Genomic DNA, 19,332 nt, shown 5'->3' with positions numbered 1-19,332 from the left:
TAACGTTTATAGCCGATTTTAACTTAAAACGAAGGGCCATTTTATCAAATAGTTCTATTCTTTTTCAGCGTATAAAAGCAGGATGTGAGGTGATTAAATCTATAGCGCCTTCTGAATGATAATCTGTGATTTTTTATGCGTGGCATTACATCATTGGGTTAAATGTGATTCCATTGTGAGTTATATTTTTCCGTCAGCAAATACAGAATTTGCGTGACGCGTTTGGCGGAATAGTGGGCGCTTTGCTGGAATTCAGGTTGTTGCCATAGCCAGGTAACAAAGCGGCGACTGGCCGCCAGATTAACGGCGACACCTTGTTCTAAGTGGGAACCAGTTAACGAACAGACCATTTTGCGGTTGTGACCTTGCCCCCAGAGTTGCCACTGATTTTGCCACCATCCCTGCCATGTTTTGCCTAACAGTTGCCACTCTGCGCGGCAATCGTCATCGTTTATCTCTTCCTCAACGAACCACAGCGAGGAGAGACGCTGGCGAAACCGCTCCGCCCATGCCGTAATGACCGCGCCGCGCAAAAAACACTCATGGGCAATGATGTGTGTCGTGACATCAGGAAAGCGGTTTTTCAGCACCCGAAAATGACCATGCGCCGTAATGACCGGGCGAAGTATTGTCCCTTGCGCGTTACGTTTAAGCGCCGCCGGGCCATACTGAATCTCATCGAACTGGCTGCGCTGTAAAAATTGCCGTTCTTTAGTGGCGATACGGTGAATAATATCGCCATTCTCACCCTCGGGCGGCGCAATTCCTTTCCAGTGGTAATGCAAACTCTTTCCGGCAGAAAGTAACGTGAAATTGCTGGAAAGGTGAAGAATATTGCCGCGAACAGCGTCAAAACTGAATAAAAAATACAATTGCTGGAAGGCATTCGCTCCCTGAAACGGTACGAGCAGCGGAATACTGCAAATCTGTTCCGGCGTTTCGGCGACATTCAGCGCGTGCTGTTTTGGCGTCCAGACCTTCTTACAGTACTGGCACTGAAGTCGCTGCGTTCCGCCGGGATTACGTCCATAGCGAATCCATGTTTTTTGATAGCAGTCGGGACAAAAGTGACCATGCTCTTTGGCATACTGCGCGATATAAGCAGACGCCCAGCGGCGAAATTCCACCTCGTTGAAGAGCGGCGGATAACTGCCGCAGGCTCGACAATGCAATGCCGGATAACCCAGGCGATAGTCCGGCCACACATAATCCGGCGAGTCAGGCAGCCCAAGATTGCGACAACCAGCGCTTTTGCAGGCATTAATGGTGAACAGAGGCGGCATACATTTTACCAACGATTTTGGCAGGTCGTTGATTCTGCCTTCATAAAACGGTACGCGGGTGTGAGGACTCTCACATAAAAAAACCTTTCAGAACGTAACGTAGCGAATCTTTATATGACTGAAAGGGACTTATTTATGAAAGTAAAACTGCTTGCTGCCGGTATTTTGTTCACGCTGCCGTTCTGGGCCTGCGCCAAAGATGTCACCATTATTTACACCAACGATCTTCATGCTCACGTAGAGCCTTATAAAGTGCCGTGGATTGCTGACGGTAAACGCGATATTGGCGGCTGGGCCAATATCACTACGCTTGTGAAGCAGGAAAAAGCCAAAAATAAGGCGACGTGGTTTTTTGATGCCGGAGATTACTTTACCGGACCGTATATCAGCAGCCTGACGAAGGGTAAAGCGATTATCGATATTTTGAATACCATGCAGTATGACGCTGCCACTATCGGTAATCATGAGTTCGATCATGGCTGGGACAATACATTGTTGCAACTGAGCCGGGCAAAATTCCCTATCGTGCAGGGCAATATTTTTTATGAGGACAGCAGTAAATCCTTCTGGGATAAGCCGTACACCATTGTTGAAAAAGATGGCGTCAAGATTGGCGTAATCGGCTTACACGGTGTCTTTGCTTTTAATGATACGGTATCCGCCGCGACGCGCGTGGGCATTGAGGCACGCGATGAAATTAAGTGGCTGCAACGTTACATTGATGAACTTAAAGGTAAAGTCGATCTGACCGTCGCGCTGATTCACGAAGGCACCCCGGCCCGCCAGTCCAGCATGGGGAATACCGATGTGCGACGCGCGCTGGATAAAGATATTCAGACCGCAAGTCAGGTAAAAGGGCTGGATATTTTGATTACCGGCCACGCGCATGTCGGTACGCCGGAACCGATTAAAGTCGGTAATACGCTGATCCTCTCAACGGACAGCGGCGGTATTGATGTGGGTAAACTGGTGCTGGATTACAAAGAGAAACCACACCACTTTACGGTGAAGAACTTCGAGCTGAAGACCATTTTTGCTGATGAGTGGAAGCCCGATCCGCAAACGAAACAGGTGATCGACGGCTGGAACAAAAAGCTCGATAAAGTCGTGCAGCAGACGGTGGCGCAGTCGCCGGTTGAGCTGACCCGCGCGTATGGCGAATCGTCGTCGCTGGGGAACCTGGCGGCGGATGCGCTGCTTTTTACGGCGGGGAAAGACACCCAGTTAGCGCTTACTAACTCTGGCGGTATCCGCAACGAAATCCCGGCTGGCGCGGTGACGATGGGGGCGGTAATCAGTACCTTCCCGTTCCCTAATGAACTGGTCACGATGGATTTAACCGGTAAACAATTGCGCAGCCTGATGGAGCATGGCGCCGGATTAAGCAACGGCGTATTGCAGGTGTCTAAAGGGCTGGAGATGAAGTATGACAGCAGCAAACCTCTCGGCCAGCGGGTTACCGTGCTGACGCTCAATGGCAAACCGATTGACGATGCGGCGGTTTATCACATCGCCACCAACAGCTTCCTTGCCGACGGCGGCGATGGTTTTGCGGCGTTCACGGAAGGCCAGGCGCGGAATACCTCCGGCGGCTACTATGTGTCGAATGCGATAGTTGATTACTTTAAGGCGGGCAACACCATCACGGATGAGCAGCTCAAAGGGATGCGCGTTGCGGATGTGAAGAAGTAATTTCCCCTGCCGCGGCGCGTTCAGTGTCGCGGCGTGACATGAAGAAAATTCAACTTTGCTGAATATTCCTCATTCTTTGGCGTGATTTTTCAGTTGACGTCCTTCTGCTTTTCCGTCATTTTTACATCTGGACGTCTAAACGGATAGATGTTTACAACACAACAAATAATAACATGCGATTGATGAGGTAAGGTATGAGCTTTTTTCACGCCAACCAGCGGGAAGCCCTGAATCAGAGCCTGGCGGAAGTACAGGGTCAGATTAACGTTTCGTTTGAATTTTTCCCGCCGCGCACCAGTGAAATGGAGCAAACCCTGTGGAACTCCATCGATCGCCTGAGCAGTCTGAAACCGAAGTTTGTTTCGGTAACGTATGGCGCCAACTCTGGAGAACGTGACCGCACTCATAGCGTTATTAAAGGCATTAAAGAGCGTACTGGGCTTGAGGCCGCGCCGCACCTTACCTGTATTGACGCCACGCGCGATGAGCTGCGCACCATCGCCCGCGACTACTGGAATAACGGTATCCGCCACATTGTTGCTTTGCGCGGCGATTTGCCGCCGGGCAGCGGTAAGCCGGAGATGTACGCCGCCGATCTGGTTGGTTTGCTCAAAGAGGTGGCCGATTTCGATATTTCAGTAGCGGCCTATCCGGAGGTACATCCGGAAGCGAAAAGCGCGCAGGCCGATCTGCTTAATCTGAAGCGTAAAGTGGATGCTGGCGCTAACCGCGCGATAACCCAATTTTTCTTCGATGTGGAAAGCTATCTGCGTTTTCGTGACCGCTGTGTTTCCGCCGGTATCGACGTAGAAATTATTCCCGGCATTTTACCGGTGTCTAATTTTAAACAGGCGAAAAAATTTGCCGATATGACCAATGTCCGCATTCCGTCCTGGATGTCACTGATGTTTGAGGGGCTGGATGATGACGCAGAAACCCGCAAGCTGGTGGGCGCTAACATTGCGATGGACATGGTGAAAATTTTAAGCCGCGAAGGAGTGAAGGATTTCCACTTCTACACGTTGAATCGTGCGGAAATGAGTTATGCCATTTGCCACACGCTGGGCGTAAGACCCGGTTTATAATCTCCAGCTCCCTGCCGGGAGCTTTATTACACCTCATATTGATCTACATCTCTGTAACTAAAAATATAAAAGGTATTAGCTATCGAATCTGTGGATTAATTCAACTATATCTATTTGCTCCTGGTGTATATCGTAACGGTAACACTTTAAAAGGGAGCTGAGATATGAGCACGACCGACGATACCCATAACACGTTATCCACTGGAAAATGTCCTTTCCATCAGGGGGGGCATGACCGAAGCGCAGGCGCAGGGACAGCCAGCCGCGACTGGTGGCCGAACCAGCTTCGTGTGGATCTTTTGAATCAACATTCCAACCGTTCTAACCCGTTGGGTGAAGACTTTGACTACCGCAAAGAGTTTAGCAAGTTAGACTACTCCGCCCTGAAAGGGGATCTCAAGGCGCTGCTGACCGATTCACAACCGTGGTGGCCCGCCGACTGGGGCAGCTATGTCGGTTTGTTTATTCGTATGGCCTGGCATGGCGCTGGCACCTACCGTTCTATTGATGGTCGTGGCGGCGCGGGTCGTGGTCAACAGCGTTTTGCGCCGCTTAACTCCTGGCCGGATAACGTCAGCCTGGATAAGGCGCGTCGTTTGTTGTGGCCGATTAAGCAGAAATATGGCCAGAAAATTTCCTGGGCCGACCTGTTTATTCTGGCGGGTAACGTGGCGCTGGAAAACTCCGGCTTCCGTACCTTCGGTTTCGGCGCCGGGCGTGAAGATGTCTGGGAACCGGATCTGGATGTGAACTGGGGCGATGAAAAAGCCTGGTTGACTCACCGACACCCTGAAGCGCTGGCAAAAGCGCCGCTGGGCGCGACCGAGATGGGCCTTATCTACGTTAACCCGGAAGGGCCGGATCACAGCGGCGAACCACTTTCTGCCGCCGCCGCTATTCGCGCTACCTTTGGCAATATGGGGATGAACGACGAAGAGACCGTGGCGTTGATCGCTGGCGGGCATACCCTCGGTAAAACCCACGGCGCGGCAGCGGCATCCCATGTAGGGGCCGATCCGGAAGCCGCGCCGATTGAAGCGCAGGGCTTAGGTTGGGCCAGCAGCTATGGTAGCGGCGTTGGCGCGGATGCTATCACCTCCGGGCTGGAAGTGGTCTGGACGCAGACGCCGACCCAGTGGAGCAACTATTTCTTCGAGAACCTGTTCAAATATGAGTGGGTACAAACCCGTAGTCCGGCTGGCGCTATCCAGTTTGAAGCGGTAGACGCGCCGGACATCATCCCGGACCCGTTCGATCCGTCGAAAAAACGTAAGCCAACCATGCTGGTCACCGACCTGACGCTGCGTTTTGATCCGGAGTTCGAGAAGATTTCCCGTCGTTTCCTTAACGATCCGCAGGCCTTTAATGAAGCCTTTGCTCGTGCCTGGTTCAAACTGACGCACAGAGATATGGGACCAAAAGCGCGTTACATCGGACCGGAAGTGCCGAAAGAAGATCTGATCTGGCAGGACCCGTTGCCGCAACCGCTCTATCAGCCAACGCAGGAAGACATTATCAACCTGAAAGCGGCGATCGCTGCATCCGGGCTTTCTATTAGCGAGATGGTTTCGGTTGCCTGGGCATCCGCGTCTACTTTCCGCGGCGGCGATAAGCGTGGCGGCGCTAACGGCGCGCGTCTGGCATTAGCGCCTCAGCGCGACTGGGAGGTCAACGCCGTTGCGGCTCGCGTTCTGCCGGTATTAGAAGAGATCCAGAAAACGACGAATAAAGCTTCGCTGGCCGATATTATTGTGCTGGCGGGCGTGGTCGGTATCGAGCAGGCGGCCGCTGCTGCGGGTGTCAGCATCAGCGTACCTTTTGCACCGGGCCGGGTGGATGCGCGTCAGGATCAGACCGACATCGAGATGTTCTCGCTGCTTGAACCGATTGCCGATGGATTCCGTAACTATCGTGCGCGTCTGGATGTGTCGACGACCGAATCGCTGTTGATTGATAAAGCGCAGCAGTTAACGTTGACCGCGCCGGAAATGACGGTACTGGTTGGCGGGATGCGTGTGCTGGGAACCAACTTTGACGGCAGCCAGAACGGTGCCTTTACCGACAGACCGGGCGTGCTCAGCACAGACTTCTTCGCTAATCTGCTGGATATGCGTTACGAGTGGAAACCGACCGACGAATCTAATGAGCTGTTCGAAGGCCGGGATCGTCTGACTGGCGAGGTGAAATACACGGCTACCCGCGCCGATCTGGTGTTTGGTTCCAACTCCGTACTGCGCGCGCTGGCGGAAGTTTACGCGTGTAGCGATGCGCACGAGAAGTTTGTGAAGGACTTCGTCGCGGCATGGGTGAAAGTGATGAACCTGGACCGTTTCGATCTGTTGTAAATCTTATGCCGGATGACGCTAACGCTTATCCGGCCTACCGTCTCATATGCCCACCGGGCAAAAAAATCCCCGCGCAATTGCGGGGATTTTTCATTGCAAGCCGACCTTATTCCCATTCCTGCAAGAAGCGTTGACCGTACTGGTCGGCGACCAGCAGCGCGGCGTACACTTCATCCGGCGTTGCGCCGCCAGGCATGTTATGAATAGTTTCACCTTCTGCGCAGGAGGCTTCCGCGACGGTGCGCATTTTGGCCGGGATATCCTGTTTAATATCCAGTTGCGCCAGCGTAATCGGCAGGCCAACGGAATGGCACAGCGCCGCAACGGTTTCGATTTCTTCGACCGGCGCGTTTTCCAGCACCAGTTGCGTCAGCGTACCGAAAGCGACCTTCTCACCGTGATAATAGTGGTGCGCATCCGGAATCGCCGTTAAACCGTTATGAATCGCGTGCGCTGCGGCCAGACCGCCGCTTTCAAAACCGACCCCGCTCAGGTAGGTGTTGGCTTCGATGACGCGTTCCAGCGCTGGCGTGACGACGTGCTGTTCGGCGGCCAACATGGCTTTTTCACCTTCTTCGATCAGCGTGTTATAGCATAGCTCCGCCAGCGCCAGCGCGGCCTGTGTACACTTGCCGCCCGCCATTGTGGTGGCGCCGCTGCGTGAGCAGGCGCGCGCTTCAAACCAGGTCGCCAGCGCATCGCCGATACCGGCTGCCAGCAGACGCGCCGGCGCGCCCGCTACTATCTGCGTATCGACAATGACCATATTCGGGTTATGCGGCAGCAACAGATAACGGTCAAACTCACCGGCATCGGTATAAATAACCGAGAGCGCGCTGCACGGTGCGTCGGTAGAGGCGATGGTCGGCGCGATAGCGACCGGGACGTTCATAAAATGCGCCAGCGCTTTGGCGGTATCCAGCGTTTTACCGCCGCCGATACCCAGTACGGCGCCACACTGACTTTTTTCGGCGACGGCGCGCAGCCTGTCGATCTCATTTTGCGAACATTCGCCGCCAAACGGGGCGATTTCTACTGACAAACCGGCATCCGTCAGGCTTTTGCGCAGCGTCTCTTCGGCAAATCCCAGCACGAATTTATCGCCCACAACCAGCCAGTTGTTCGCCATTGGTTTTAAATAATCGCCAAGACGCGCGATGACGTTTGCACCCTGAATATACTTACCTGGTGACTGAATAATGCGATCCATACATTTCTCCCCTACAGGTTCAGATTACCAAAAGCGTTTTTCCAGTCTTGCTCAAACTTCTCTATTGCTGACTCTACCGCAGGCGTATTGAGCATTTGTTGCGCTACATCTAAAGGAAGGGTAATCGCCTGGCAACCTGCCAGTAAGCAATCCAGCGCCTGCCGCGGTGTTTTAAAGCTGGCCGCCAGCACCATGCTGTCGGGAGCGTGATGTTCCAGTAGCGTTTGCAGCTCCTGAACCATACGAATGCCATCGCCGCCCTGCGCATCAACGCGGTTGACGTAGGGAGCGACATATTTTGCGCCCGCCAGCGCCGCCAGCAGGCCCTGCGATGCGCTGTAGACGGCGGTGCCCAGCGTCACGATGCCTTCTTTTTTCAGCAATTTAATCGCTGCAAGACCTTCGGCGGTCACCGGAATTTTAACCACAATGCCGGGGATGGCGTTATTCAGCCGTTTGGCTTCTTCCACCATCCCTTTCGCGTCGCGGCTCATGGTCTGCGCAAATAAAGTGCCTTCTTCGCCGATGGCGTTTTGCAGCCTGGGCAGCACATCCCAGATAGATTCTTTGCTGGCTGCCACAATGCTTGGATTGGTGGTGACGCCGGCAATCGGGAAAATGCGCGCCAGACGTTCAACTTCCGCTACGTTAGCGGTATCCAGATAGAGTTCCATAGTCTTTCTCTTCGTGAGTTTTCGTTATGGACAGGATAAAGGAGCGTGTCCCGGATGCGCTATGTGACAAATCTGCCAAAAACTGGACAAATGTGATGCTCTTGGTAAAGTGTGATTTACTTCACAAGTTGGTGATGATTAACGTATAACGTGCTGTTGTATGCCATGTGGGGGAGTGAGGTTTTTGCATTGATATTACAATAATCCAGTAAATGCGCGTTTTATCTACTGTATTCTCTTTATTGGCGTGTGGATTATTTCTCCGTTAGCTGGCTGTGATACTGGCGGCGATACTCCGACGGCGAGCGTTCCGTATTTTTGCGAAACAGGCGGCAGAAATAGTTACTGTCGACAAAGCCGCAGCGGTGCGCCACCTCTTTCACTTTCAGGTCATAGCCCTTCAGCAACGTTTTGGCGTGTTCCAGTCGCGTATGGTTCAGGTATTCGTTAAAGCCGATGGCCCCCGTTTTCTGGAACAGGTGCGAGAGGTAATTTGGCGAGATATAAAACGCCTGTGCTACCGATTCGCGCGTCAACGGCGCGGCGTAGCGTTCATCAATATACTCCCGAATGGCTTCAAAAAGCGCGCGGCTGCGGGAGGCGGTCTGGATTTGGCTGCCGAGCAGATCGCGGCAATGGCTTAGTAGGCTGGCGACAATCAATCTGGCCGTTTGCTGCTCTTGCGGCTGCATCTGCATCTCATTAAGCGTTTGTAACAGGAACGAGCCTATACGCGGGCCGCGGCGCGCAACGTGCTGTTTCGTGAGGTTTTGATGCTGCTGACCATCCCAGTGGACTACGCTGAAACCTAACTGCTGTTTGCCAAACAGAATGCTCAGGGTGGTGACGGGCGTTTGCCACTGCGGGATGTTCCAGCCGCCAGCCGGAACGTAGAGAACATCGCAAGGAATGAGCGGGGCGGTAATGCTCATGTCAGTAAGCTCGCCCTCCAGCACAATCTCCAGCCGCGGAAAATCCACCTGGTACGCCAGTTCCGGCGCTGGGCCGCTGGCGCTGGCAAAATAAATCTGGCGCAGCGGCAGCGGGCCGTTGATGAGACGGGAGAGAAGGTGGCTGACGTCGTGATACATGATAATCCCCTGCCGATCGCAAACAGAGGAAACAGTAACGTCGAAAACCGATGTCCTCAAGCAATTATTGCCGGATAGCGGCGCTTTGCGCCTTATCCGGACTACGGGAGAGAAGCACGCCAGGCCCGATAAGCGTTAGCGTTATCGGGCAACATACAGGCTATTGATTACCGACCTGATCGCCATACGGCAAAGTATCATAATCAATCAGCGCGTTTTTCTTATACGGGTTGCCAATCCAGCGCGTGGTCTCTTTGAACTGCGGGTTGGTGATGGAGCGCGTCGGGTCGTAGCCATCATAGGTCAGGCCCGCTAAGTCCGACCAGGTATGGATAAGCTCGGAACTGCTGTACTTACGATCGACATCCTGTGAGAAGTCGCGCGGATGCGCTGCCTGCCATTTCTCTGAGGTCCACAGCAGGAACGGCACCGTATACATATGACGGGTTGGCGAATCTTCGTTTCGTCCCTGCGTCTTATGCGGCGGCGTGTCATACACTTCTTCACCGTGATCGGAGAAGTAGAGCAGGAAACCGTTCGGATCGGTCGCTTTATAGTCCTTAATCAGGCTGGCGACAACATAGTCGTTATACAGATTCGCGTTGTCGTAATCGTTATACGACTCCAGTTCGTCGCTGCTTAATCCCGGCGGAACATGGTCGGTTTTACCATCAAACTTGCCCTGGTTTTCTGGATAGCGGAACTTGTATTTAATGTGCGTTCCCAGCAGATGCACAATAATGAATTTTTTCGGCGCCGGGTCGGCTAACACCGCTTTAAACGGCGCCAGCACGTTGCTGTCATATTCGCGTGCGCTTTGAGTGCGCTGCTGGTTCATATAGAACTGCTTATCAGTCTGCTTAGAGAACACGGTCAGCATGGTATTACGCGCCGTCATCGTCTGCTGGTTAGTGATCCAGAAGGTTTTATACCCGGCCTGTTTCATCATATTCATCAGCGATGGCTTCGTCAGATACCAGTCCGGGTTCTTTTCGTCCGCGAACGTTAGCGCCTGTTGCAGAATCTCAATGGTGTACGGTCGCGAAGTTACCACATTATTAAACACGGTCAGCCCGGGGTCGGTTTTATGCAGTGCGTCCAGTTCCGGCGTGGTTTCGCGCGGATAACCGTACAGACTCATACGGCCACGCTGGGTCGATTCGCCAATCACCAGTACCAGCGTGCGCGGCGCATCGCCGGAGTGGTCCTGGAAGTTAGCCAGCGGCGGCAGGGCATCGTTTTCATTCAGCAGTTTATTCAGCGAAGCGAGCTGTAAACGGTACTGATAGTAGCCAGTAATAAATTGCCACGGCGCGGCGGGTTCCATTCGTGACGCCAGGCTATCCAGCGTTTTCTCCATCGACTTATGCTTGATAAAGGTATTCATCGCGATGGGATGGAGGATCAGCCCGTACAGCAGGGCAAACGACACCAGATAGCGCCAGGGGGATGGAATATAAACCGGGCGCAGACGTGTCCACAGCAGAATCGCCGCTACCGTATAAGCCAGGGCGACAAGAACAATTTTCAGACTGAAATATTGGCTTAAATATTCGCTGGCTTCGTTGGCGTTGGTTTCAAACATCACAAACAGCACGCTTTGCGAGAACTCCTGCCCGTAGATTACGTAATAGCTCAGCGCCGCCAGCGAGGCGGCCCAGAGTACGACGCCAATAACGGCAGCAATAACCCGGATGCGGCCTGGAAACAGAAAGACCGGGATCAGCCACAGTGAGCTGTACAGTAGCGAATCCCGCAGACCGTTTGTCCCACTGTATCCGGTGAGATAAATAATGGCCTGCAGGAGGGTGGAAAAGAACCAAAAGTAGAGCAGTGCCCAGCCCAGGGCTTTCCAGCTAAACGCGGGTTTAGTCTGGAGTAATGTGGATTGCATCATGAGAGCCTGTCTTTAATCGTAGCGCCAAACGTAACGCCTGAACCTTAAAAGAATCTGAAGCAAACCTGCTTTATGCCGCACGTTTTGCTAAGAAAGATTTACAAATGCATAAAATGCAGACAGGAATATATTGAAAAAATGACGAGGATGACAGCAGTATTTCATGCCGCCCCCACATAACTGCGTGAGGGCGGCTTTCTTTTGGCGTTAGCCGGTGTTGCGCATACCGGCGGCGACGCCCGCAATCGTGACCATCAACGCCTGTTCGACGCGAGGATCGGGCGATTTGCCCTGTTCTTCAGTCAGACGGGAACGATACAGCAACTCGGCCTGCAACACGTTTAATGGATCGGTATAAACGTTTCTTAACTGAATGGACTCCGCAATCCACGGTAAGTCGGCCATCAGGTGCGAATCGTTGGCAATCGCCAGCACCACTTTAATGTCTTCTTCCAGCAGGTCTCGTAGCTCTTTGCCCAGCGGCCATAGCGTTTTCGCAACCAGACGCTGATCGTAATAGTCGGCCAGCCACAGGTCGGCTTTCGAGAATACCATTTCCAGCATTCCAAGACGCGTGGAGAAGAACGGCCAGTCGCGGCACATGGCTTCCAGTTCGCTTTGTTTACCGTCTTCCACCACTTTTTGCAGCGCAGTACCCGCGCCCAGCCAGGCTGGCAGCATCAGGCGGTTTTGCGTCCAGGCGAAGATCCACGGAATCGCGCGCAGCGATTCGACGCCGCCAGTTGGACGACGTTTCGCCGGACGTGAGCCGAGCGGCAATTTGCCCAGCTCTTGCTCCGGCGTCGCGGAGCGGAAGTACGGTACAAAGTCTTTATTTTCGCGCACGTAGCCGCGGTAGGTTTCACAGGAGATGACGGAAAGCTCATCCATAATATGACGCCAGCTGTCTTTCGGTTCCGGCGGCGGCAGCAGGTTTGCTTCCAGAATTGCGCTGGTGTAAAGCGAGAGGCTGCTGACGGTGACTTCCGGCAGGCCGTATTTGAAGCGGATCATCTCGCCCTGCTCGGTCACGCGCAGACCGCCTTTCAGACTGCCTGGCGGTTGCGAAAGCAGCGCCGCGTGGGCTGGCGCGCCGCCACGGCCAATAGAGCCGCCGCGGCCGTGGAAGAGGGTGAGCTCGATGCCGGCTTTTTCACAAGTTTTGATCAGGGCGTCCTGCGCCTGATACTGCGCCCATGACGCGGCCATAACGCCGGCGTCTTTCGCCGAGTCGGAGTAGCCGATCATGACCATCTGCTTACCCTGAATCAGCCCGCGATACCAGTCGATATTCAACAACTGGGTCATCACGTCGTCGGCGTTGTTCAGGTCGTCGAGGGTTTCAAACAGCGGCGCGACCGGCATGGCAAAGCCGATACCTGCCTCTTTCAGCAGCAGATGCACAGCCAGCACATCAGACGGCGTTTTCGCCATTGAAATCACGTAGGCGGCGATCGACCCTTTTGGCGCTTCGGCAATAACCTTGCAGGTTTCAAGCACTTCGCGGGTATCGTTGCTCGGCTCCCAATTACGCGGCAGCAGCGGACGTTTGGAGTTCAGCTCGCGGATCAGGAAGGCCTGCTTGTCGGCTTCCGACCAGCTTTCGTAGTCGCCAATACCAAGGTAGCGGGTAATTTCGCCCAGCGCTTCGGTATGGCGGGTGCTCTCCTGACGGATATCAATACGCACCAGCGGTACGCCGAAACACTTCACGCGGCGGAGCGTGTCGAGTAACTCGCCGTTGGCGATAATGCCCATGCCGCAGGCCTGTAACGACTGGTAGCAGGCGTACAGAGGTTCCCAGAGCTGCTCGTTTTGCGTCAGCAGGCCATCCGGTTTGGGCAGTTTCTCGCCTTTCAGACGCGCTTCCAGCCAGGACTGGGTCGCCATCAGACGGGCGCGCAATTTTTTCATCAGGTAGCGATACGGTTCAGACGCGCCTTCTTCGCCCACTAACGCCAGCAGCTCCGGCGTGGCGTCGACCATCGACAGTTCTGATACCAGAACATGAATGTCTTTCAGGAACAGATCGGTGGCTTTCCAGCGGCTTAACAGGAGCACGTGGCGGGTGATATCCGCCGTCACGTTCGGGTTGCCGTCACGGTCGCCGCCCATCCAGGAGGTAAAACGTACCGGCACAAAATCCACCGGCAATTTGTAGCCGAGATTTTCTTCCAGCTGTTCGTTCAGTTCACGCAGATAGTTAGGTACGCCCTGCCACAGGCTGTTCTCAACCACGGCGAAGCCCCATTTGGCTTCATCCACCGGGCTTGGGCGCTGCTTGCGGATCTCATCCGTATGCCAGGATTGGGCAATCAACTGGCGCAGGCGACGCATTACCTGGTGGCGTTCGTAGTCGGCGATATCGGTATTATCAAGCTGTTTCAGACAGTTATTGATTTCACCCATCTTGTGAATAAGCGTACGGCGGGTAATTTCTGTCGGATGGGCGGTTAACACCAACTCCAGAGACAGCGACTCTACCGCTTTTTTGATGGTTGCGTCGTTGAGGTCCGGTTGGTTTTTCAGTTTGCGCAGAGTGCGGGCAATCACTTCCGGGTTGCTGGCGGCTTCGCCTTTTGGCGAAATGCTGTGGTATTGCTCGGCAGTATTGGCCAGGTTCAGGAACTGACTAAACGCGCGCGCAACTGGCAGCAGCTCGTCATTAGACAAGTTTTGTAGCGTGGTGAGCAGCTCCTGGCGATTAGCTTCATTGCCGGCGCGTGAAGATTTGGATAGCTTACGGATTGTTTCTACGCGATCAAGAATGTGTTCTCCCAGCGCATCCTTGATGGTTTCTCCCAGCACCTTGCCGAGCATACTGACATTACTACGCAACGCGGAATATTGTTCGTTCATATGATCCCAGACACCCCATCTCTGTTGTAATTGTCCTGCATCTTTCACGCTGCGGCGGCGTTGGCTGCGCTCTCCCACCCAGGTCACTTACTTATGTAAGCCCCCTGGGATGTGCTCGTTTGCCGTCTTGCCGCAACGCGAAATCTTTCGGACCAAGCTTTTTCACATCACTTCTCATCTTTATAAAGCCACGTAAAACCCGTGGCGTCAATTACTGCGAAATCGGTTCAGCAAACGAAAAAATGGCGGTAATTTATTAAAGTTAATTCGCATCGTGCCAAATAAGAAATGCTTATGAACATGTGGCGTAGAGATGCCGGATGGCGCTGCGCTTATCCGGCCTACAAGACGGGGGAGGCCCGGTAAACATCGTGTCACCGGGCAATATGCATTAATGCCAGCAAAAATGGTGTACTACCTGGGTAATCAATTCCCGGGTTGGCTTAATAAAACGCGTTTCGAGATATTCATCCGGCTGATGCGCCTGATTAATTGAGCCCGGACCAAGCACCAGCGTTGGGCATAATGTCTGCATAAACGGCGCTTCAGTACAGTAGTTCACCACGTCGGTTTTTGTTCCCAACAGTTTTTCTACTACTTCAACCAGTTGGTGGTCCGGTGGACACTCGTAACCTGGAATCGGCGGATGTAATTCCGCCACCGTCAGGCGGCCCGGCCAGCGTTCGCTTACCGGGGCCAGCGCGTCGTTAAGCAGTCCATTAAGGTCGTTTAACGTCATGCCCGGCAGTGGACGAATATCCATATGCAATTCGCAGCAGGCGCAGATACGGTTTGAGGCATCGCCGCCGTGGATATGGCCCAGATTCAGCGTTGGATACGGAACGGTAAACGCCTCGTAGTGATACCGCGCTTTCAGCGAGTCACGCAGTTGCATGATATGGCCAATCGCATCGTGCATCAGTTCAATGGCGTTAACCCCACGCGCCGGGTCGCTGGAATGACCGGACTGCCCCAGGACGCGAACGACATTAGAGATATGCCCTTTGTGCGCGCGTATCGGTTGCAACGACGTCGGTTCGCCAATGATCGCGCAGTCCGGACGTAATGCCGTGGTTTCGGAAAAATAACGCGCCCCCGCCATGCTGGTCTCTTCATCGGCGGTCGCCAGAATGTAGAGCGGCTTTTTCAACTTTGTGACGTCAACGTCACGTAGCGCGTCCAGAATAAAAGCGAAGAAGCCTTTCATATCCGCAGTGCCCAGACCATAGAGCTTATTGTCGTGCTCGGTCAGCGTGAACGGGTCGCGCGTCCAGCGTCCGTCATCAAAGGGAACCGTGTCGGTATGGCCGGTCAGCAGCAAACCGCCCGCGCCATGTCCGGTGCTGGCGAGCATATTAAATTTGTTTCGCGTCCCTGGAACCGGTTGAACCTCTACGTTGAAACCAAGATCGCTGAACCAGCCTGCAAGCAAAGTGATTAAAGACGCATTACTTTGATCCAGGGATTCTTCGGTTGCGCTTATCGACGGTGTGGCAATCAAAGCGCGGTAAATCTCGATAAATGGCGGTAAAACGTTTTTCATTGTTGACACACCTCAGGTCATGATAGTATCAATATTCATGCATTAATTATGAATAAAAATACATTAACGTTGAGCATAAAGGAACCCGATGTTGAATACGCTGATTGTAGGCGCTAGCGGTTATGCGGGCGCAGAGCTTGTAAGCTACGTAAATCGCCACCCACATATGACCATAACCGCTTTGACCGTCTCAGCGCAAAGCAATGATGCAGGAAAGTTAATTTCTGATTTACATCCGCAGTTAAAAGGGATTGTCGACCTGCCATTGCAACCGATGTCGGATGTACGTGACTTTAGCGCAGATGTTGATGTGGTGTTCCTGGCGACAGCGCATGAAGTGAGCCACGATCTGGCGCCGCAATTTTTACAGGCCGGATGCGTCGTATTCGATCTTTCCGGCGCGTTTCGGGTAAACGATCGCGCCTTCTATGAAAAGTACTACGGATTTACTCATCAGTATCCTGAGCTGCTGGAGCAGGCGGTGTACGGTCTGGCGGAGTGGAATGCCGATAAACTGAACACGGCGAATCTGATTGCGGTTCCTGGTTGCTATCCAACCGCAGCGCAGTTGTCGCTAAAACCGCTGATTGACGGCGGGCTTCTGGATCTGACGCAGTGGCCGGTAATTAATGCCACCAGCGGGGTGAGCGGCGCGGGGCGCAAAGCGGCAATATCGAACAGTTTCTGTGAAGTGAGTTTGCAACCGTATGGCGTGTTTACGCATCGTCATCAGCCGGAAATCGCCGCCCATCTGGGCGCGGAGGTCATCTTCACCCCGCATCTGGGGAATTTCCCGCGCGGGATTCTGGAAACCATTACCTGCCGCCTGAAATCGGGAGTAACCCATGCGCAGGTCGCCGACGTGTTGCAAAAAGCCTATGGCGACAAACCGCTGGTGCGCCTGTATGACAAAGGCGTTCCGGCGTTAAAGAACGTCGTCGGGCTGCCGTTCTGCGATATTGGTTTTGCCGTCCAGGGCGAACATCTGATTGTGGTGGCAACCGAAGACAACTTGTTGAAAGGCGCAGCGGCGCAGGCGGTGCAGTGCGCTAATATTCGTTTTGGCTTCGCTGAAACGCAGTCTCTTATTTAAGGGTGAAATGATGAATCCATTAATTATCAAGCTGGGTGGCGTATTACTGGATAGCGAAGAGGCTCTGGAACGTCTTTTTACCGCGCTGGTCAACTATCGTGAGTCCCATCAGCGTTCGCTGGTGATTGTTCATGGCGGCGGTTGCGTGGTGGATGAGCTGATGAAAGGGCTGAATTTGCCAGTGAAAAAGAAAGACGGCCTGCGCGTGACGCCTGCCGATCAGATTGGCATCATTACCGGCGCGCTGGCGGGAACCGCTAACAAGACTCTGCTGGCCTGGGCGAAGAAACACCATATCGCCTCTGTTGGTCTGTTTCTGGGCGACGGCGACAGCGTAAACGTGACCCAACTCGATGAAGCGTTAGGCCACGTCGGGCTGGCGCAGCCGGGGTCGCCGAAGCTGATTAACATGCTGCTGGAAAACGGCTTTCTGCCGGTGGTCAGCTCCATTGGCGTAACAGACGACGGCCAACTGATGAACGTCAACGCCGATCAGGCGGCAACCGCGCTGGCGGCGACGCTGGGGGCCGATCTGATCCTGCTTTCCGACGTGAGCGGTATTCTGGACGGCAAAGGCCAGCGTATCGCCGAAATGACGGCGTCCAAAGCCGAGCAGCTTATCGACCAGGGCATTATTACCGACGGGATGATTGTGAAAGTGAATGCGGCTCTCGATGCTGCGCGGGCGCTGGGTCGCCCGGTGGATATCGCTTCCTGGCGTCATGCGGAGCAATTGCCTGCACTGTTTAACGGCACGCCGATTGGCACGCGTATTCTGGCTTAAGTATTTGTTCGCCCGATGGCGGCTGCGCCTTATCGGGCCTACGTGATCAGAAATTGTAGGCCGGATAAGCGTAGCGCCATCCGGCAGTGAAATTCGAAGAATTTAAGGAAGTCTATTATGGCACTTTGGGGTGGGCGTTTTACACAGGCGGCAGACCAGCGGTTTAAACAATTCAATGATTCGTTGCGCTTCGATTACCGTCTGGCGGAGCAGGATATTGTCGGTTCTGTGGCCTGGTCCAAAGCATTGGTCACGGTAGGCGTACTGACTGCCGATGAGCAACGACAGTTGGAAGAAGCGCTGAACGTGCTGCTGGAAGAGGTTCGCGCGAATCCGCAGCAAATCCTGCAAAGCGATGCGGAAGATATCCATAGCTGGGTGGAAGGTAAGCTCATCGACAAAGTGGGTCAGTTGGGTAAAAAGCTGCACACCGGACGCAGCCGTAACGATCAGGTGGCGACGGACCTGAAACTGTGGTGCAAAGAGACGGTGAGGGAACTGCTTACCGCTAACCGCCAGCTACAGAGCGCGCTGGTGGAAACCGCGCAGGCGAACCAGGACGCGGTAATGCCGGGATATACCCATCTGCAACGCGCGCAGCCGGTGACTTTCGCCCACTGGTGTCTCGCGTATGTCGAAATGCTGGCGCGCGATGAAAGCCGCCTGCAGGACACGCTTAAACGTCTGGACGTGAGTCCGCTAGGTTGCGGCGCGTTGGCGGGAACGGCCTATGAAATTGACCGTGAACAATTGGCAGGCTGGCTGGGCTTTGCGTCTGCGACCCGCAACAGCCTGGACAGCGTGTCCGATCGTGACCACGTACTGGAACTGCTTTCTGATGCGGCTATCGGCATGGTGCATCTGTCACGCTTCGCGGAAGATCTGATTTTCTTTAATTCTGGTGAAGCGGGTTTTGTAGAGCTTTCTGACCGCGTGACTTCCGGTTCATCGTTAATGCCGCAGAAGAAAAACCCGGACGCGCTGGAGCTGATTCGCGGTAAGTGCGGTCGCGTACAAGGGGCACTAACCGGCATGATGATGACCTTAAAAGGTCTGCCGCTGGCGTATAACAAAGATATGCAGGAAGACAAAGAAGGGCTGTTCGATGCGCTCGATACCTGGCTTGACTGCCTGCATATGGCGGCGTTGGTGCTGGACGGTATTCAGGTGAAACGCCTACGTTGTCAGGACGCGGCGCAACAGGGGTATGCCAACGCCACGGAGCTGGCGGATTACCTGGTCGCGAAAGGCGTGCCGTTCCGCGAAGCGCACCATATTGTCGGCGAAGCGGTGGTAGAAGCTATTCGCCAGGGTAAGCCGCTGGAAGCGTTGCCGCTGGCCGATTTACAGAAATTCAGCCGCGTGATTGGCGACGATGTGTATCCGGTATTGTCTTTGCAGTCGTGTCTGGATAAACGGGCGGCAAAAGGCGGTGTTTCTCCGCAGCAGGTGGCGCAGGCCATCGACGATGCCAGGGCGCGCCTCGCGTTATAAGCCTTATAAGCGTAGCGCCATCAGGCAATACTGCCCGGCTGAGCATCAGCGACGCCGGGCTTTTTTACGCAAAAAAAAGCGGACCAGAGGTCCGCAAAAGTTCACGTTGGCTTTAGTTATTTCGGGTTCGAGAGATACCCTCTGAACGGGCGGTGTCTTCAAGGGTTAAACGAGAAACCGCTCCGTTCTGTGATGTATTATTAATCAGAAAGGTTGATAGGGATAATCGTTCGTTGCTATGCTACCTATCGCCATGAACTATCGTGGCGACGGAGGATGAAT

The 19,332-nt window shown here is 54.0% G+C and carries 13 protein-coding genes; 6 read left to right on the top strand and 7 right to left on the bottom strand.

Annotated features, from left to right (window positions below; all coding sequences use genetic code 11):
* Nucleotides 1–158 precede the first annotated feature (158 nt).
* The gene (locus LCS67_RS21295; protein WP_001134820.1) at nucleotides 159–1,283 is read right to left on the bottom strand and encodes a hypothetical protein; all 1,125 of its coding nucleotides are present in this window, start codon (nucleotides 1,281–1,283) and stop codon (nucleotides 159–161) included.
* A gap of 135 nt (nucleotides 1,284–1,418) precedes the next feature.
* Here LCS67_RS21295 and LCS67_RS21290 point away from each other — a divergent pair, with 135 nt between their 5' ends.
* From LCS67_RS21290 to katG, 3 genes are all read left to right on the top strand, one after another.
* A complete protein-coding gene (locus LCS67_RS21290; protein ID WP_000865250.1) occupies nucleotides 1,419–2,975 on the top strand; it encodes a bifunctional metallophosphatase/5'-nucleotidase in 1,557 nt (518 codons plus the stop codon).
* A gap of 194 nt (nucleotides 2,976–3,169) precedes the next feature.
* Nucleotides 3,170–4,060: a methylenetetrahydrofolate reductase gene (metF, locus tag LCS67_RS21285; protein WP_000007507.1), complete on the top strand. Its 891-nt coding sequence runs from the start codon at nucleotides 3,170–3,172 to the stop codon at nucleotides 4,058–4,060.
* A 164-nt stretch (nucleotides 4,061–4,224) separates the two neighbouring features.
* Entirely contained in the window at nucleotides 4,225–6,405 is a 2,181-nt protein-coding gene (gene katG, locus LCS67_RS21280) for a catalase/peroxidase HPI (RefSeq protein ID WP_000108113.1), read from the top strand.
* 106 nt (nucleotides 6,406–6,511) lie between these two features.
* Here the strand turns inward: katG and gldA are convergent, their stop codons facing one another.
* The 6 genes from gldA to argE all read right to left on the bottom strand — a co-directional run bounded on the left by gldA (nucleotide 6,512) and on the right by argE (nucleotide 15,679).
* Entirely contained in the window at nucleotides 6,512–7,615 is a 1,104-nt protein-coding gene (gene gldA, locus LCS67_RS21275) for a bifunctional L-1,2-propanediol dehydrogenase/glycerol dehydrogenase (RefSeq protein WP_000374031.1), read from the bottom strand.
* 11 nt (nucleotides 7,616–7,626) lie between these two features.
* Nucleotides 7,627–8,289 carry a fructose-6-phosphate aldolase gene (gene fsa / locus LCS67_RS21270; protein WP_000424866.1) on the bottom strand — a complete coding sequence of 221 codons (663 nt, stop codon included), beginning with the start codon at nucleotides 8,287–8,289 and terminating at the stop codon, nucleotides 7,627–7,629.
* A gap of 254 nt (nucleotides 8,290–8,543) precedes the next feature.
* Nucleotides 8,544–9,380 (bottom strand): helix-turn-helix transcriptional regulator, encoded by an 837-nt coding sequence (locus tag LCS67_RS21265; RefSeq protein ID WP_000274595.1) that lies wholly within the window; start codon nucleotides 9,378–9,380, stop codon nucleotides 8,544–8,546.
* 160 nt (nucleotides 9,381–9,540) lie between these two features.
* The gene (locus LCS67_RS21260; RefSeq protein ID WP_001192092.1) at nucleotides 9,541–11,274 is read right to left on the bottom strand and encodes a phosphoethanolamine transferase CptA; all 1,734 of its coding nucleotides are present in this window, start codon (nucleotides 11,272–11,274) and stop codon (nucleotides 9,541–9,543) included.
* Between the two features lie 210 nt (nucleotides 11,275–11,484).
* Nucleotides 11,485–14,136: a phosphoenolpyruvate carboxylase gene (gene ppc / locus LCS67_RS21255; protein ID WP_001005549.1), complete on the bottom strand. Its 2,652-nt coding sequence runs from the start codon at nucleotides 14,134–14,136 to the stop codon at nucleotides 11,485–11,487.
* A 391-nt stretch (nucleotides 14,137–14,527) separates the two neighbouring features.
* Nucleotides 14,528–15,679, bottom strand: a complete 1,152-nt coding sequence (gene argE, locus LCS67_RS21250; protein WP_000800208.1) for an acetylornithine deacetylase — start codon at nucleotides 15,677–15,679, stop codon at nucleotides 14,528–14,530.
* Between the two features lie 88 nt (nucleotides 15,680–15,767).
* Between argE and argC the strand changes: the two genes are divergently transcribed.
* The 3 genes from argC (at nucleotide 15,768) to argH (ending at nucleotide 19,050) form a co-directional block, all read left to right on the top strand.
* Entirely contained in the window at nucleotides 15,768–16,772 is a 1,005-nt protein-coding gene (argC, locus tag LCS67_RS21245; protein WP_000935333.1) for an N-acetyl-gamma-glutamyl-phosphate reductase, read from the top strand.
* A 7-nt stretch (nucleotides 16,773–16,779) separates the two neighbouring features.
* Nucleotides 16,780–17,556: an acetylglutamate kinase gene (gene argB / locus LCS67_RS21240; RefSeq protein ID WP_088524128.1), complete on the top strand. Its 777-nt coding sequence runs from the start codon at nucleotides 16,780–16,782 to the stop codon at nucleotides 17,554–17,556.
* A gap of 117 nt (nucleotides 17,557–17,673) precedes the next feature.
* On the top strand, nucleotides 17,674–19,050 hold the full coding sequence (gene argH / locus LCS67_RS21235) for an argininosuccinate lyase (RefSeq protein WP_100521903.1): 1,377 nt from the start codon (nucleotides 17,674–17,676) through the stop codon (nucleotides 19,048–19,050).
* Nucleotides 19,051–19,332: the final 282 nt, after the last annotated feature.

Source organism: Salmonella sp. A7 (assembly GCF_020181675.1).
In the GTDB taxonomy this organism is placed as follows: Bacteria; Pseudomonadota; Gammaproteobacteria; order Enterobacterales; family Enterobacteriaceae; genus Salmonella; species Salmonella enterica.
The sequence above is the reverse complement of the archived record's forward strand: the minus strand, read 5'-3'. Positions and strand labels throughout refer to the sequence as shown.